The following is a 16,256-nucleotide window of genomic DNA, read 5'->3' as shown; positions in this document are numbered from 1 at the left end:
GCCAACCACGTCCGCAAGGTCGCGATCAAGTGCAGGTCATTGTCCTGCGTCGCGATCTTGCGGACGGGGTGCGTTCCCCTTCGCGCAGTTCCCCGCGCCCCTGATTGCTCACTCTGCTCCGTAGAAGAGCCGCTCGACCGCGCGCCGGGCCCGTCGTGTCACCCGCCGGTAGTCGTCCACCAGCTCCCCCGAGTGCCCGACCCCGTAGCCCAGGTATCGCGCCACCCCCGCCAGTTCCCTCGCGTCGCCCGGGAAGCTGTCCCCCGCCCGTCCGCGCACCAGTATCACCGCCGCCCGCACCCGGGAGGCCAGTACCCAGGCGGCGTCCAGCACCTCCGCGTCCTCCCGGTCCACCAGCCCGGCCGCCGTCGCGGCCGCCAGCGCCGCCCGCGTCCTGGTGGTCCGCAGCCCCGGCACCTCGTGCCCGTGCTGGAGCTGCAGCAGTTGCACCGTCCACTCGACGTCCGCCAGGCCGCCCCGGCCGATCTTGGTGTGGGTGGTGGCGTCGGCCCCTCGCGGGAGCCGTTCCGTCTCGATCCGGGCCTTGATCCGCCGGATCTCCAGCAGGTCGCGTTCGGAGACGCCCGCCCCCGGATACCTGAGCGGGTCGATCAGCTCCCGGAACCGCGCCCCGAGTTCGAGGTCGCCGGCCATCGGTTCGGCCCGCAGCAGCGCCTGGCTCTCCCAGGCGTGCGACCAGCGCGCGTAGTACCCGGCGTACGAGGCGAGGGTCCGCACCAGCGGCCCGTTGCGGCCCTCGGGGCGCAGGTCCGCGTCGACCTCCAGCGGCGGTTCGACCGAGGGGGCGGCGAGCAGCGTCCGGAGCTCGCCGATCACGGCCTTCGCCGCGTCCGCCGCGTCCGAGTCCAGGACGCCCAGTCGCGGCTCGTGGACGAACAGCACGTCCGCGTCGGAGCCGTAGCCGAGTTCGTGGCCGCCGAAGCGTCCCATGCCGATGATCGCGATCCGGGTGGGCAGTTCGCCGTGGCGGGCCTCCCATCCGTCGGCGGCGGCGCGCAGCGCGCCCTGGAGGGTGGCGGCGGTGAGGGAGGTGAGGGCCTCGCCGGCGGCGTCCAGGGCGCGTGCGGGGTCCTCGTCGAAGCGTCCGAGCAGGTCGGCGGCGGCGGTGCGGAACAGTTCGCGGCGGCGCACCGCCCGGGCCGCGGCCACTGCGGCGGCGGGGCCGTTCGCGCGGCCGACCGCCGCGAGGACCTCCGCTTCGAGCGCGGCCCGGCCGCGCGGCGCCAGGCCGGTGGAGTCGCCCAGTATGGCGACCGCCTCGGGCGCGCGCAGCAGCAGGTCGGGGGCGAGGCGGCCCGCCGACAGCACCCGGGCGAGCTGTTCCGCGGCGGCGCCCTCGTCGCGCAGCAGCCGCAGGTACCAGGGGGTGCCGCCGAGGGCGTCGGAGACCTGCCGGAAGTTGAGCAGCCCGGCGTCCGGGTCGGCGGAGTCGGCGAACCAGCCGAGCAGCACCGGCAGCAGGGTGCGCTGGATCGCGGCCTTGCGGCTGACGCCGGAGGCGAGCGCGGAGATGTGCCGCAGCGCGGCGGCCGGGTCGGCGTAGCCGAGCGCGGCGAGGCGCTGCCGGGCGGCCTCGGCGGTGAGCCCGGCTTCACCCGTGCGGGTGACGCGCAGCTCGGCGACCGGCAGTTCGGCGACGGCGTCCAGCAGCGGGCGGTAGAACAGCCGCTCGTGCAGCCGGCGGACCTCGACGGCGTGCCGCTTCCACTCCCGTTGCAGCGCGGCGACCGGGTCGTCGCGGGTGTCGCCGTTGATCAGCGGGGCCATGCTGCGGGCCAGTCGCCGCAGGTCGGCGGGGTCGGTGGGCATCAGGTGGGTGCGGCGCAGCCGGTGCAGCTGGATGCGGTGTTCGAGGGTGCGCAGGAAGCGGTACGCGCCGTCCAGCGAGGCGGCGTCGGCGCGGCCCACGTAGCCGCCGGCGGACAGTGCGGCGAGCGCTTCCAGGGTGTTGCCGCCGCGCAGGCTCTCGTCCGTCCGGCCGTGCACGAGTTGCAGCAGCTGGACGGCGAACTCGACGTCGCGCAGGCCGCCCGGGCCGAGTTTCAGCTGGCGCTCCAGCTCGCCCGCCGGGATGGCGTCCACCACCCGGCGGCGCATCTGCTGCACGTCGGCCACGAAGTGCTCGCGCGCGGCGGCCTCCCACACCAGCGGGGCGACGGCGTCGGTGTACGCCTGCCCGAGCTCGGCGTCGCCGGCGACCGGGCGGGCCTTCAGCAGGGCCTGGAACTCCCAGGTCTTGGCCCACCGCCGGTAGTACGCGAGGTGGCTGGCCAGGGTCCGCACCAGCGGGCCGTTGCGGCCCTCGGGGCGCAGGTTGGCGTCCACCGGCCAGATCACGCCCTCGCCGGTGGTGTCGGAGCACAGCCGCATCAGCTGCGCGGCCAGCCGCGTCGCGGACTGCATGGCCTGCTGCTCGTCCACGCCGTCGCGCGGCTCCGCGACGAAGATCACGTCCACGTCGGAGACGTAGTTGAGCTCCCGTCCCCCGCACTTGCCCATCCCGATCACCGCCAGCCGGCAGGCCGCGGCGGCCTCCGGGTCCTTCGCGGCGGCCAGGTCCAGCGCCGTCTGCAGGGTGGCTCCCGCCAGGTCGGCCAGTTCGGCGGCCGTCTGCGGCAGGTCCGTGGTGCCCGACAGGTCGCGTGCCGCGATCGTCAGCAGGCACCGCCGGTACGCGGCCCGCAGCGCGTCCTGTTCGCCGTCGCCCGGCTGCACGCGACGGGCCAGTTCGCCGAGGAAGTCGCCCCGCCCGGGGTGGATGTCGCGCAGCTCGAAGCTGACCAGGGCGTGCCAGTCCCGCGGGTGCCGGGCCAGGTGGTCGCCGAGCGCGGCGGAGGCGCCCAGCACCCCGAGCAGCCGGTCCCGCAGCGGCTTCGAGGTCGCCAGGGTGTCGCGCAGGGTGTGCCGCTCGTGCGGGTCCAGCGCCTCCAGCAGCCGCGCCAGCCCGAACAGCGCCTGGTCCGGGTCCGCGGCCCCGCCGAGCGCGTCCAGCACCACCGGGTCCGCCGCCAGCCCCTGCAACGCCGGCTCGTCCAACAGCCGCACCGCCTGGTCCGGGTCGGAGAACCCCCGCCGCACCAGTCGGGTCTCCAGCCGGCTGACCCGGCTCCCGGCCCGCTCCTCCACCGCTCCGCCTCCCATGGGTCTCGCCCGTCCCCGAAGCGTACGTTCACCGCGCCCCGGAGCGCCGTCCGTGACGCACCGTCCCCCGTCCCGTCAGCGGAGCGCCGCCCGGACCTCCGCCGGCAGGGCGTCCCACAGCCGCTGCTGGAGGGCGGCCGCGTGCTCGGCGACGGACGGGACGGCCCGGACCAGGGTGGTGAGTTCGATGTGCAGTTCGGCGACCTGCCCGACGGGCGGGTCGGTCGCCAGGAACGAGTCCAGGGCTCGGGCGGCCTCGGCCGGGGCGGGCGCCAGGGTGCGGGCGAGCACCAGGTTGCCCAGGTCGGGGATGCGCCGGCCCCGGCCGACCAGTTCGAGCGCCCGGCCGAGGGAGGCGTCCCGGTCCGGGTGGCCGAGCACGTGCAGGACCACCGCCCGCTCGTAGTGGCACCAGCCGTCCTCGGGATCGGCCGCGAGCGCGGCGTCGAGATCGGCCAGCGCCTCGGCGTGGCGGCCCAGCAGGCGGTACGCCAGCCCGCGGTGCGCGAGCAGCTGGGCCGCGCCGTCCGGGTCGAGCTCCACGGCCCGGCAGTAGTCGGCCAACGCCTCCCGGTAGTGCCCCAGCAGCCGTCGGACCCCGGCCCGCGACAGGTGGGCCGACGCCGAGTGCGGCGCGAGCCCGACGGCGCGGTCGAGATCGGCCAGGGCCGCCCGGTAGCACCCCGCCCGCCGGTGGCCCAGGGCGCGCAGCACCAGCACCGGGTGGGCCTGCGGGTCGAGCTCGACGGCCCGGTCGAAGTCGGCCATCGCCTCCGCGTGCCGCCCCGACCTGCGGTACGCGTCGCCGCGGGAGGCCAGCGCCCAGATGTCCCGGGGGTCGGCTTCGACGGCCCGGTCGAAGTCGGCCATCGCCTCCTCGTACCGCCCCAGGTCCTGGTGCATCCGGCCGCGCGAGGTGATGGCCCAGACGTACCGGGGATCGACCTCGACCGCCCGGTCGAAATCGGCCAGCGCCTGCTCGTGCCGACCCAGCTCCCAGTGCATCCGGCCGCGCGAGGTGATGGCCCAGACGTACCGGGGATCGACCTCGACCGCCCGGTCGAAGTCCGCCAAGGCCTCCGCGTGCCGACCCAGCTCCCAGTGCATCCGGCCGCGCGAGCCCAGGGCCCAGACGTACTCGGGGTCGAGCTCCACCGCCCGGCCGAAGTCCGCCAGCGCCTCCGCGTGCCGCCCGAGCGCCCGGTAGGACTCGGCCCGGGAACCGAGGGCCCAGGCGTACGTGGGATCGAGCTCCACCGCCCGGCCGAAGTCCGCCACCGCCTCCTCGTGCCGCCCCAGGTCCTGGTAGGTGCGGCCGCGGGAGCCCAGGGCCCAGCGGCGGCCGGGATCGAGCTCGACGGCCCGGTCCAGGTCGGCCAGCGCCTGCTGCGCGCGCCCCGCCAACCGCTTGGTGTCCCCGCGGGTGGCGAAGGCCGCGGCGAAGTCCGGGGCCAGCTCGACGGCCCGGTCGAGGTCGGCCAGCGCCTGCTCGTACCGCTCCGCCGCGATCAGTGAGCGCGCGCGGCTGTGCAGCGCCTCCGGGCGGTCGGGGTCGAGCTCCACCGCCCGGTCGAAGTCCGCCAGCGCCTGCTCGTACCGGCCCTTCCCGTGGTGGCCGATGCCGCGCAGCCGGTGCGCCAGGGCCCGGCCGGGGCGGTCGAGGGTCTGGCCGGACAGCAGCAGCGTCGTCGCGGCGATCCCGGGCTCCGGCTCGGCCATCGCCGCGACCAGCCGCCCGGCCCACTCCCGGAGCCCGCTCGCGTCCGTGTCCTGGCCGGCGCGGGCGAGCATCTGGACCCAGCGGCGGAGCGTCGCGGTGCTGTGGCCCCAGGCGTCCAGCAGTTCGCGCAGGGCGAGCGGCAGCGCCCGGTCGGGGTCGGCGCACAGGCGGTGGTAGGTCTCCTGGAGGCGGTGGCCGGACCACCGCTCGTCCCGCCAACGCTCACTCGACTCCAGGGCGTCACAGCCCAGTTGGGACCGCCACTCGGCGAACGCCCCGGCCAGCCGCTCGTGCTGCCGGCGCCACCGGGCCGGCGACTGCTGCCGCTGCAGCCGCAGCATCGCCGTCCGCACCACCTCGTGGTAGTGGCAGCGGCCCGACCGGTCGATCACGAACGGCATCGACCGCAGCCAGCCGAACAGCTCCCGGGCCTGCTCGTCCTCGACGGCCGCCCGGTACACGTCCTCGTCCAGCTCCTGCGGCAGCGCGCACGCCAGCGCGGCCGCCCGCCGTTCGGGCCGGGGCTCCCACTTCAGGAACCGCTCGACGGCCGTCCCGCTCGGATCGCCGACCTCGGCCGCCCCGCCCGGACGCGACTCGGCGAGAGTGGAGACCAGCAGCGGCAGCCGCCCGGTCAGCCGGAGCACCACCTCGATGACGTGCTCGTCCGTCACGCCCTTGGCCGCCAGCAGCTGCCGCGCCTCGGTCTCGGTGAAGACGTCCAGCGGCAGGTCGGCGACCAGGTCCAGCCAGTCGCCCCAGATCTGCGCGTCCAGCCGCCCCTGCCCGGCCAGCACCACCAGCACGTTCGCGGGCAGCTCGCCGTAGCGGTCGCTGAGCAGCACGTCCCGCAGCCAGCCGTCGAGCATCGGCCCGGTGCGCTCGTAGGTGTCGAAGAGCAGCACCACCCAGCTGCGCCGCTGCGCGATCTCCGCCAGCTCCTGCAGGAACACCGGCGCCAGCACCTGGACGGGCGACAGCACCAGCTGCACGTCCTCGTGGCTGCGGAACCGCGCGCTCAGCATGCCCTTCAACTGCTCGGCCCCGGCGGCCACTTGATTGGCGTCCAGGGCGCCGGTGAACGCCCCCACCCCGGGGATCATCCCCAGCCCGACCAGGCCGACCCGGGACGCGATCACGCTGCCCGCCGACGGCCCGGAGCCGCCGTCCACCATCCCGGCATCCGCCTCGTGCCGCCGCTGCTGATAGGTGTTCAGCAGCCGCTCCAGCGCCTTCATCGGCGCGCCCTGCTGCCCGAACTGCCCGGCCAACGACGCCATCGCCTCGACGGGATCGGCCACCGACTCGTCCACGTACCCGGTGACGGCCTGCGCCTCCCGCGCCGCCGTCTCCATCTGCCGCACCAGCGTGGACTTCCCCACCCCGCCGGGCCCGTGCACATGGAACAGGAAGTGCGCCGCCTCCTCCGGCGCGCACCTCAACACCTCGGTGAACGCGGCCAGTTCACTCCGCCGCCCGACGAACCCGCTCCGCCGCCGACGCCGGATCAGCTCCTGCCGCGAAGGCCCGCGCGCGCCGCTCACCGCATCGCCCCGCCGCACTCCACCACCAGCATCCCGCCCCACCCCCAGGCGCGGCAGCCTAGCAAGCAGAACCCCCGGCCCAGCAGCCCTTCGCTGCCGAACCGGGGGCCGGAACGCGCACCCGCCTACAGCACCTGGAGGTTCTTGCGCAGCTCGAACGGGGTGACCTCGGAGCGGTACTCCTCCCACTCCTGCCGCTTGTTGCGGAGGAAGAAGTCGAAGACGTGCTCGCCCAGCGTCTCGGCGACGAGTTCGCTGCGCTGCATGAGGTCGATCGCCTCGCCGAGGTTCTGCGGCATGGGCTGGATGCCGAGGGCGCGGCGTTCGGCGTCGGTGAGGGCCCAGACGTCGTCGTCGGCGCCCGGGGGGAGTTCGAGGTTGTCCTCGATGCCCTTGAGGCCGGCGGCGAGGGTGACGGCGTAGGCGAGGTACGGGTTGCAGCCGGTGTCGAGGGAGCGGACCTCGATCCGGGTGGAACCCTGCTTGCCCGGCTTGTACATGGGCACGCGGATCAGGGCGGAGCGGTTGTTGTGGCCCCAGCAGATGTAGGAGGGCGCTTCGCCGCCGGCGCCGGCGGTGCGCTGGGAGCCGCCCCAGATGCGCTTGTAGGAGTTGACCCACTGGTTGGTGACGGCGGCGGTCTCGGCGGCGTACTTGAGCAGGCCGGCGATGAAGGAGCGGCCGACCTTGGAGAGCTGGTACTCGGCGCCGGACTCGTGGAAGGCGTTGCGGTCGCCCTCGAACAGCGAGACGTGGGTGTGCATGCCGGAGCCGGGGAAGTCGGAGAACGGCTTGGGCATGAAGCTGGCGTGGACGCCCTGTTCGAGCGCGACCTCCTTCATGACCAGGCGGAAGGTCATGATGTTGTCCGCGGTGGAGAGCGCGTCGGCGTAGCGGAGGTCGATCTCCTGCTGGCCGGGGGCGCCCTCGTGGTGGCTGAACTCGACCGAGATGCCCATGGATTCAAGCATCGTGATGGCCTGGCGGCGGAAGTCGTGGCCGATGCCGCGCGGGGTGTGGTCGAAGTAGCCGGACTGGTCGGCGGGGGTGGGCGGGGTGCCGTCGCCGGGGAGGTCCTTGAGCAGGAAGAACTCGATCTCGGGGTGGGTGTAGAAGGTGAACCCCTGGTCGGAGGCCTTCTCCAGGGTGCGCTTGAGGACGTAGCGCGGGTCGGCGTAGGACGGCGAGCCGTCGGGCATCAGGATGTCGCAGAACATCCGGGCGGTGCCGGGGTTCTCGGAACGCCACGGCAGTATCTGGAACGTGGTGGGGTCCGGCTTGGCGATCATGTCGGACTCGTACACCCGGGCGAAGCCCTCGATCGCGGAGCCGTCGAAGCCGATGCCCTCGTCGAAGGCCTGCTCCAGTTCCGCGGGGGCGACCGCCACCGACTTGAGGAACCCGAGGACGTCGGTGAACCACAGCCGGACGAACCGGATGTCACGCTCTTCGAGTGCGCGAAGCACGAACTCCTGCTGCTTGCCCATGGGGACAGTCTCACCTCTGCTCTTTACGCCCGTGTTACGCCCTGCGCGTCCCGCACGACCCGTGCGCCGCGCGCCGGATCCGCAGCGCCGCACGCCGCGCGCCGCACCCGCCGCACACCGCGCCGAACGCGCCGCCACCCATCATGTCCGATCCCTACCTCCTTGCCGACCCGGCAGGGGCCCCCAGGGCCACCCCTCGCGACATAACGTCAGTTAGACGATTACACTCGTGGGCATGCCGAATCTGCGTCTCGCCCTGTGCCAGATCGACCCCTGGGTCGGTGACCTCGCCCGCAACAGCGAGGAGGTGCTGCGCTGGTCGAAGCGGGCCGCCGAGTCCGGCGCCGACCTGATCGCGTTCCCGGAGATGGCGCTGACCGGCTACCCGGTCGAGGACCTGGCGTTCCGCAGCTCCTTCGTGGAGGGCTCCCGCGCCGCGCTGGTCGACCTGGCCGCCAAGCTGCAGGCCGAGGGCCTGGGCGACACCCCGGTGGTGGTCGGCTACCTCGGCCGGGCCGAACCGGGCACCAAGTACGCGGGCAGGCCGCAGAACTGCGCGGCGGTGCTGCGCGGCGGCGAGGTGGTCACCCGGTTCGCGAAGCACTTCCTGCCGAACTACGGCGTGTTCGACGAGTACCGCTACTTCGTCCCCGGCGACCAGCTGACGGTGCTCCGCCTGCACGGCGTGGACGTCGCGCTGGCCATCTGCGAGGACATCTGGCAGGAGGGCGGCCGGGTCACCGCCACCGGCCAGGCCGGCGCGGGCCTGCTGCTGGTGGTCAACGGCTCCCCGTACGAGCGCGACAAGGACGACGTCCGGCTGGAGCTGGTCAAGCGCCGCGCCACCGAGGCCGGCTGCCCGCTGGTGTACCTGAACATGGTCGGCGCGCAGGACGAGCTGGTCTTCGACGGCGACTCGCTGGTGGTCGACGCGGACGGCGAACTCCTCGCCCGCGGACCGCAGTTCGAGGAGACCCTGCTGGTCATGGACCTCGACCTGCCGGCCGCCGCCGAGTCCGCCCTGCCCGACGGCACGGTGCTCGCCGACGGCCTGCGGCTGACCCGCGTCGACCTCGGCGGCGAACCGAAGCCCGCCCCCGCCGAACCGCTGCTGCCCGGCATCGGCGAGCGCCTGGACGACGAGGCCGAGGTGTACGCGGCACTGGTCGAGGGCACCCGGGCGTACGTCCGCAAGAACGGCATGCGCTCGGTGCTGATCGGCCTGTCCGGCGGCATCGACTCGGCGCTGGTCGCGGCGATCGCGGTGGACGCGATCGGCGCGGAGAACGTGTACGGCGTCTCGATGCCCTCGCGCTACTCCTCCCAGCACTCCCGGGACGACGCGGCCGAACTGGCCCGCCGCACCGGCCTGCACTTCCGCACCGTCCCGATCGCCCCGATGTTCGACGCCTACATGGGGGCCACCGAGCTGACCGGCCTGGCGGAGGAGAACCTGCAGTCCCGGCTGCGCGGCACGCTGCTGATGGCGATCTCCAACCAGGAGGGGCAGATCGTCCTCGCGCCCGGCAACAAGAGCGAACTCGCGGTCGGCTACTCGACGTTGTACGGCGACTCGGTCGGCGCCTACGGCCCGATCAAGGACGTCTACAAGTCGCTGATCTTCCGGCTGGCCCGCTGGCGCAACGCGCAGGCCACCGCGCGCGGCGAGGTGCCGCCGATCCCGGAGAACACCATCAGCAAGCCGCCGTCCGCCGAGCTGCGCCCCGACCAGGTCGACACCGACTCGCTGCCGGACTACGACCTGCTGGACGCCGTCCTCGACCGCTACGTGGAGGGCGACCAGGGGCGCGACGCGATCGTCGCCGAGGGCTACCCCGCCGAGGTGGTGGACCGCGTGGTGCGGCTGGTCGACACCGCCGAGTACAAGCGCCGGCAGTACCCGCCGGGCCCGAAGGTCTCGCCGAAGAACTTCGGCCGCGACCGCCGGCTGCCCATCACCAACCGCTGGCGACAGGGCTGACACGGCGGACGGCAGGGGCTAGGGTGAGCGCCGCGATACGCGCCGGGGTACGACCGGCGCGCCGACCGGAGGAGGTGGGAGAGATCACCGTGCAGGTTGTCGAGGTGCTCCCCCGCCGTCGGATCGCGATCTGACCGGACGGGAGCCCGCAAGGCTTTCCGAGAGGTCTCCGTGTCGTTCCCCCTTTCCCCTTCCCGCCTGGTCGACCGCCTGCGGGCGGCCGGCTGCGTCTTCGCCGAGGACGAGGCCCGGCTGCTGCTGACCGCCGCCGACTGCCCCGACCGGCTCACCGAGATGCTCGAACTCCGGTGCGCCGGGCACCCGTTGGAGCAGGTGGTGGGCTTCGCCGAGTTCGCGGGGCTGCGCATCGCGCTCGCGCCGGGCGTGTTCGTGCCGCGCCGGCGCAGCGAGTTCCTGGTCGAACGGGCCGCCGCGCTGGGCGCACCCGGCGCGGTGGTCCTCGACCTGTGCTGCGGCTCCGGCGCGATCGGCGCGGCGCTGGCCGCCCGGCTCGACGGCATCGAACTGCACGCCGCGGACGTGGACCCCGCCGCGGTCGCCTGCGCCCGCCGCAACCTGGCCGGCCACCCCGGCGCGGCGGTCCACCTCGGCGACCTGGACGCGCCCCTGCCCGCCGGCCTGCGCGGCCGCGTCGACCTGCTGGTCGCCAACGCCCCGTACGTACCCACCGACGAGATCGCGCTGCTGCCGCCCGAGGCCCGCGACCACGAGCCCCCGACCGCCCTCGACGGCGGCGCCGACGGCCTCGCCGTCCAACGCCGCGTCGCGGCCGCCGCCCCCCACTGGCTGGCCCCCGGCGGCCACCTGCTCATCGAAACCAGCACCCGCCAGGCCCCGGCCACCGCCGCCCTCCTCACCGCCAAGGGCCTGACCGCCCAGGTCGAACAGGACAAGACCCGCGACGCCACCGTGGTCATCGGCCACCACTAGCGACAGACGGAACGGGGCAGGTGGCTCGGGAGTGCCGCCCGCCCCACCCCACCGAAAGCCGACCGCAGGTCACCGACCCCACCCCCGCGAGCGGACCAGCAGGTCAGTAGCGATCCGCGCCGCAGCCGACCACCGGTCACCACCCCCGCCCACCATCCCGGAGCCGCCACGACCGCGCCGACCGCAGGTCTCCCCCGAGGCACCGCACCTGCCGGAAGCCGCCGCAGGTCAAAGCCACGCAACGCGCAGCAGGCGACCGCCCCCCGTCACAGGCCGACCGCAGGTCAAAGCAGCGCAGCTCCGGCCGACCGCAGGTCACCCACCGCACCCCCGTCGCCGGCCGACCGCAGGTCAATACGGCGCAACGCGCGGCCGCCGACCGCAGGTCTCCCCCGACGCACCGCACCTGCCGCACCTGCCGGAAGCCGCCGCAGGTCAAAGCCACGCAACGCGCAGCAGGCGACCGCACCCCGTCGCGGCCGACCGCAGGTCACAGCAGCGCAGCTCCGGCCGACCGCAGGTCACCCCCCCCCGCCCCGCCAACCCACCGCACCCCGTCGCAGGCCGACCGCAGGTCAATACGGCGCAACGCGCGGCCGCCGACCGCAGGTCTCCCCCGACGCACCGCACCTACCGCGCCTACTGGAAGCCGCCGCAGGTCAAAGCCACGCAACGCGCAGCAGGCGACCGCAGGTCAATGCGGCGCAACGCGCAGGCCGACCGCAGGTCACCCGGCCACCACCCCACCGCACGCCGCCGACCGCCGGCCGGCCCACCGCGTCTGCCGGAAGCCGACCGCAGGTCAGTAGCGGTAGGCCGCCGTCACCGCCAGATGATCGCTGGCGTCCGCCGGCAGCGTGCGGGAGTCGGTGGGGACGAGTCCGCCCTTGCTGAGGATCTGGTCGATCCGGGCCATCGGGAAGGACGCCGGCCAGGAGAAGCCGAAGCCGTCGCCGGCCGCGCCCTGGGCGGAGCGCAGTTGGGAGGTGATCGGGGCGAGGCTGCGGTCGTTCATGGTGCCGTTGAGGTCGCCGAGCAGCAGCACCTTGCGCAGCGGTTCGTGCTCGATGGCGTCGCCGAGGGCCTGCGCGCTGACGTCGCGCCGCCCCGCCGTGAACCCGCTGTCGAACTTGACCCGGACCGACGGCAGGTGGGCGACGTACACGGCGAGCGGGCCCTTGGGGGTGGTGACCTCGGCGCGGAAGGCGCGCGTCCAGCCCATCTTGATGTCGACCACGGAGACGCCGTCGATCGGGTAGCTGGACCACAGGCCGACGGTGCCCTCGACGGCGTGGTACGGGAAGGCCTGCTTGAGCCCGGCCTCGTACACGGGGGCGGCGGCGGCGGAGAGTTCCTGCAGGGCGACGATCTGCGCGCCGGAGCCGGTGAGCATCCGGATGGTGCCCTGCGGGTCCTCGTTGGCGGCGGCCACGTTGTGGCTGAGCACGGTGAAGTCGCCGGGCCCGCTGCTCTTGTCGACCAGCAGCGCGCCGAACAGGTTGAGCCACACCGCGGCGGGCAGCAGCGCGGCCACCACGGCGACGCCGGAGCGCCGCCACAGGGCGAGCGCCAGCAGCACCGGGACGGCGACGCCCAGCCAGGGCAGGAAGGTCTCCAGCAGGCTGCCCAGGTTGCCGACGGCGTTCGGCACCTGCGCGTGCGCGACCAGCAGCAGGGTGACGAGCACGCCGAGCAGGGTGAGCGGCCAGCCTCTGCGCCAGTCGAACCACCGCCGCAGCCGCGCGCGCCGGGGCGTCGGCTCCTGTTCGTCCGCCGCCGTCGTCGGGCCGTCCGCCCGCACCATGCCCGCTCCTTGCCGCCGTGCTCCGTCGGCCCCGCCGGCTGTCCCGCCGACCCGTCCGACCCTTCCGACCTGCCCCGATCCGATTTCTCGGCTCAGCCTATGACGGGAGGGACGCGACCAAGCGTGCGAAGAGTTCCCTCGAACGGGCGACGGAGCTAGCGGGCGGCGAGGCCTTCGAGCGCGGTGTCGATCATCAGGCGGGGCAGGTCGGGGTCTTCGAGCGGCGCGTCGTCCCACAGGACGGTGCGCAGCAGGATCGGGCCGATCAGCATCTCGCAGAGCAGTTCGACGTCGAGGTCGGAGCGGAGCTCGCCGGCCTCGACGCCGCGCCGGACGATCCCGCGGATCAGCTCGCGGCGCGGTCGGACCACCCGTTCGTGGTACGCCTGCTTGAGCTCGGGCCAGGCGTTCATCTGCCCCAGCGCGGACTTGATGATCCACCGGGAGCGCTTGACCAGGCCGCGCCGGCGCATGTAGTCGACGGCGCCGATCAGGTCGTCCCGGCAGGTGGGGCCGGTCAGCGGGGGGATCGGTTCCTCCAGCCGGTCGACCACGTCCACCAGCAGGGCCTCCTTGTTGGGCCAGCGCCGGTAGATGGTGGCCTTGCCGACGCCGGCCTCGGCGGCGATCCGCTCGATGGACAGCTCGGCCAGGCCGACGCCGTCCTCCATCAGCTTCTCGACGGCGCCGTAGATCGCCTGCTCGGCGGCCTCGCTGCGCGGACGGCCCCGCCGGGGAGCGTCCTGCTCCGCGGCGGGGCCGTGGCACGGCATGAGCGGAGTGTCGGCGCTTGTCATGGCCCTATTCTCCACCTTCGCGTTCAGACCTTGGCGGGGCTCGCGTCGGAGTCCGCCCGGCCCGGCACGCCGGCGGGGGCGCCGGGGGCGGCGGGCTTGCCGGGCAGCAGCGCCATGGCGAGCACCGCGCCGAGCACGGTGACGGCCGCCGAGACGCCGGAGACCACGTGCATGGCCTGGATGAACGCGTCCTTGGCCGGGTCGACCAGTTCCTGCAGGTGGAGCCGCTCGGCCGCGCCCAGGGTGGACTCGATCGACTCGCCGGCCCGCTCGCGGTACTGCTCCGGCACGGCGCCGAGGTGGTCCTCCAGGCCGTTGCGGTACACGGTGGACAGCAGCGCGCCCAGCACCGCGATGCCCAGCGAGCCGCCGACCTGGCGGAAGGTGTTGTTCAGCGCGGAGCCCGCGCCGGCCTTCTCGCGCGGCAGCGCGCCCATGATGGCGACCGTCACCGGCGGCATCACGTGCGCCATGCCGGTGCCCATCACGAAGCCGAGCACGATCAGCACCCAGATCGGGCTGGTCGCGGTCAGGAACACGTAGCCGAGGAAGCCCACGGTGACCAGCAGCATGCCGCCGGCGCAGGTCAGCCGGACGCCGATCCGGTCCACCACCAGGCGGGCCCGGGGCGAGAAGATCAGCTGGGCGACGGCCAGCGGCAGCATCAGCTCACCGGCCTGCAGGGCGCTGTAGCCGCGCACGCTCTGGATGTAGAAGACGCCGAAGAACGAGACGCCCATCAGCGCGAAGAACACGATGCCGACCACGCCGATGGACGCGGAGAACACCTTGTTGCGGAACCAGGTGACGTCCAGCGCGGGGTGGCTGGTGCGCTTCTCGAACAGCACGAACGCGGCCAGTCCGAGCAGGCCGACCAGGATCGGCGCCCAGGCCTCGGGGGCGGTGAAGTCGGCGAGTTCGCCGCCCTTGATGATGCCGTAGATCAGCGCGACCAGGCCGATCACGGACAGCAGCACGCCGGCGGGGTCGAGCTTGCCCGGGTTGGGGTCCTTGGAGTCCGGGACCAGCCAGGCCATCAGGCCGAGCGCCACCACCACGATCGGGACGTTCACCAGGAACACCGAGCCCCACCAGAAGTGCTCGATCAGCAGGCCGCCGGTGATCGGGCCGATGGCGATCGCCAGGCCCACCGCGCCGGCCCAGATGCCGATCGCCTTGGGCTGCTCGTGCCGCTCGAAGACGTTCATGATGATGGCCAGCGTGGCCGGCATCACGAACGCGGCGCCGACGCCCATCACGGCGCGGTAGCCGATGAGTTCGCCCGGGCTGGCGGATATCGCGGACAGCAGCGAGCCGATGCCGAAGACCACCATGCCGGCCAGCAGCATCCACTTGCGGCCGAACCGGTCGCCGAGCAGGCCGGCGGTGAACAGCAGGCCCGCGAAGACCAGGGTGTACGAGTTGATCGACCACTCCAGGTCGCTCTGGCTCGCGCCGAGGCCCACCGGGGCGGGGGTGGCGATGGTCTTCATCGCCACGTTGAGGATCGAGTTGTCGAGCACGACGACGAGCAGGGCGAGCACCAGGGTGCCCAGGATCCACCAGCGTCGGCGGTGTACGGCTTCGGGCACCCGGGGTGCCTGGGGCGGCGCGGTCGGCGAGGTCATACGAACAGACTAGCCCGCTTTTCGATACGGACCCGTCTCGTATCGTAACGGTACGGACAACGAACGGCAAAGAGCTCCCCAAGAACCCCCAAGGCCTTCCGCCCCTTTGCTGACGGCCCGTTGCGTGCAAGCATGGAGCCAGATCCGGGGACGCCGCACGGCGCCACGAGACGACACACACCAGGAGTCTGTTCGATGAACGCCTCTCCGCTTCAGCCTGCCCAGACGCAGGACGCGCCCGCCAACACCCTCTACGGCGGCGTGACCAACCGCCGCGTGACCGTCCGCGACCTGGCCAAGGCCAAGCGCAACGGCGAACGCTGGGCCATGCTCACCGCCTACGACGCGCTCACCGCGGGCGTGTTCGACGAAGCCGGCATCCCGGTGCTGCTGGTCGGCGACTCCGCGGGCAACTGCCACCTCGGCTACGAGACCACCGTGCCGGTGACCATGGACCAGATGGTGATGCTCTCCGCCGCCGTCGTCCGCGGCACCCAGCGCTCGCTGATCGTCGCCGACCTGCCGTTCGGCTCCTACCAGGAGTCCCCCGCCCAGGCCATGCACAACGCGGCCCGCCTGATGAAGGAGGCCGGCGTCCACGCCGTCAAGCTCGAAGGCGGCGAGCGCAGCGCCCGCACCATCGAACTCCTCGTCGAGGCCGGCATCCCCGTCATGGCCCACATCGGCCTCACCCCCCAGTCCGTGCACGCCTACGGCGGCTACCCCGTCCAGGGCCGCGGCGACGAGGCCGCCCACCAGCTGCTGCGCGACGCGAAGGCCGTCCAGCAGGCCGGCGCGTTCGCCGTCGTCCTCGAAGCCGTCCCCGCGGAACTCGCCGCCGAGGTCACCACCCACTCCGCGATCCCCACCGTCGGCATCGGCGGCGGCCCCGGCACCGACGCCCAGGTCCTGGTCTGGACCGACTTCGCCGGCATGACGGCCGGCCGCGTCCCCAAGTTCGTCAAGCAGTACGCCAACCTGCGCGCGACGCTGGCACAGGCCGCGACGGAGTTCGCCTCGGACGTCCGCGAAGGCACCTTCCCCGGCCCGGAGCACAGCTTCCAGTAGGGGGGCGGGCGCGAAGACAGGGAGCGCACCGACAGGGGCGCGGGGAACTGCGCGACAAGCGCAAGTCACGTCCGCAAGGTCGCGATCACGTGCAGGTCATTGTCCTGCGTCGCG

At 73.6% G+C, this 16,256-nt stretch carries 9 protein-coding genes; 3 read left to right on the top strand and 6 right to left on the bottom strand.

Translation table 11 applies throughout. The features are described from left to right. Positions 1-108: 108 nt before the first annotated feature. The 3 genes from ACWEMJ_RS31405 to ACWEMJ_RS31395 form a co-directional block, all read right to left on the bottom strand. The gene (locus ACWEMJ_RS31405) at positions 109-3,162 is read right to left on the bottom strand and encodes a bifunctional [glutamine synthetase] adenylyltransferase/[glutamine synthetase]-adenylyl-L-tyrosine phosphorylase (protein ID WP_452140524.1); all 3,054 of its coding nucleotides are present in this window, start codon (positions 3,160-3,162) and stop codon (positions 109-111) included. Positions 3,163-3,237: 75 nt separating this feature from the next. Next, positions 3,238-6,426, bottom strand: coding sequence for a tetratricopeptide repeat protein (locus ACWEMJ_RS31400; protein WP_452140523.1), 3,189 nt, complete (start codon positions 6,424-6,426; stop codon positions 3,238-3,240). 125 nt (positions 6,427-6,551) lie between these two features. Then, positions 6,552-7,913 carry a glutamine synthetase family protein gene (locus tag ACWEMJ_RS31395; protein ID WP_452140522.1) on the bottom strand — a complete coding sequence of 454 codons (1,362 nt, stop codon included), beginning with the start codon at positions 7,911-7,913 and terminating at the stop codon, positions 6,552-6,554. A 235-nt stretch (positions 7,914-8,148) separates the two neighbouring features. Here ACWEMJ_RS31395 and ACWEMJ_RS31390 point away from each other — a divergent pair, with 235 nt between their 5' ends. Both ACWEMJ_RS31390 and ACWEMJ_RS31385 read left to right on the top strand, forming a co-directional pair. Beyond that, positions 8,149-9,894 carry an NAD+ synthase gene (locus tag ACWEMJ_RS31390; RefSeq protein ID WP_452140521.1) on the top strand — a complete coding sequence of 582 codons (1,746 nt, stop codon included), beginning with the start codon at positions 8,149-8,151 and terminating at the stop codon, positions 9,892-9,894. A gap of 171 nt (positions 9,895-10,065) precedes the next feature. After that, on the top strand, positions 10,066-10,845 hold the full coding sequence (locus tag ACWEMJ_RS31385) for a putative protein N(5)-glutamine methyltransferase (protein ID WP_452140520.1): 780 nt from the start codon (positions 10,066-10,068) through the stop codon (positions 10,843-10,845). 802 nt (positions 10,846-11,647) lie between these two features. Here ACWEMJ_RS31385 and ACWEMJ_RS31380 read toward each other — a convergent pair. From ACWEMJ_RS31380 to ACWEMJ_RS31370, 3 genes are all read right to left on the bottom strand, one after another. Further along, complete coding sequence (locus ACWEMJ_RS31380) at positions 11,648-12,649, bottom strand: endonuclease/exonuclease/phosphatase family protein (protein ID WP_452140519.1); 1,002 nt, start codon at positions 12,647-12,649, stop codon at positions 11,648-11,650. 155 nt (positions 12,650-12,804) lie between these two features. After that, positions 12,805-13,446: a TetR/AcrR family transcriptional regulator gene (locus ACWEMJ_RS31375; protein ID WP_452140518.1), complete on the bottom strand. Its 642-nt coding sequence runs from the start codon at positions 13,444-13,446 to the stop codon at positions 12,805-12,807. 23 nt (positions 13,447-13,469) lie between these two features. After that, the gene (locus ACWEMJ_RS31370; RefSeq protein ID WP_452140517.1) at positions 13,470-15,074 is read right to left on the bottom strand and encodes an MFS transporter; all 1,605 of its coding nucleotides are present in this window, start codon (positions 15,072-15,074) and stop codon (positions 13,470-13,472) included. Between the two features lie 195 nt (positions 15,075-15,269). Between ACWEMJ_RS31370 and panB the strand changes: the two genes are divergently transcribed. Further along, on the top strand, positions 15,270-16,142 hold the full coding sequence (gene panB, locus ACWEMJ_RS31365; protein ID WP_452140516.1) for a 3-methyl-2-oxobutanoate hydroxymethyltransferase: 873 nt from the start codon (positions 15,270-15,272) through the stop codon (positions 16,140-16,142). The last annotated feature ends 114 nt before the right edge of the window (positions 16,143-16,256 follow it).

It is taken from the genome of Kitasatospora sp. NPDC004531, from assembly GCF_053602195.1.
The sequence above is the reverse complement of the archived record's forward strand: the minus strand, read 5'-3'. Positions and strand labels throughout refer to the sequence as shown.

What these genes read in the sequence shown, in the direction of transcription:
- ACWEMJ_RS31380 (WP_452140519.1), bottom strand. Translation starts at nt 12,649, where the DNA reads ATGGTGCGGGCGGACGGCCCGACGACGGCGGCGGACGAACAGGAGCCG.
- ACWEMJ_RS31390 (WP_452140521.1), top strand. Translation starts at nt 8,149, where the DNA reads ATGCCGAATCTGCGTCTCGCCCTGTGCCAGATCGACCCCTGGGTCGGT.
- panB (WP_452140516.1), top strand. Translation starts at nt 15,270, where the DNA reads ATGAACGCCTCTCCGCTTCAGCCTGCCCAGACGCAGGACGCGCCCGCC.
- ACWEMJ_RS31375 (WP_452140518.1), bottom strand. Translation starts at nt 13,446, where the DNA reads ATGACAAGCGCCGACACTCCGCTCATGCCGTGCCACGGCCCCGCCGCG.
- ACWEMJ_RS31405 (WP_452140524.1), bottom strand. Translation starts at nt 3,162, where the DNA reads ATGGGAGGCGGAGCGGTGGAGGAGCGGGCCGGGAGCCGGGTCAGCCGG.
- ACWEMJ_RS31395 (WP_452140522.1), bottom strand. Translation starts at nt 7,913, where the DNA reads ATGGGCAAGCAGCAGGAGTTCGTGCTTCGCGCACTCGAAGAGCGTGAC.
- ACWEMJ_RS31370 (WP_452140517.1), bottom strand. Translation starts at nt 15,074, where the DNA reads ATGACCTCGCCGACCGCGCCGCCCCAGGCACCCCGGGTGCCCGAAGCC.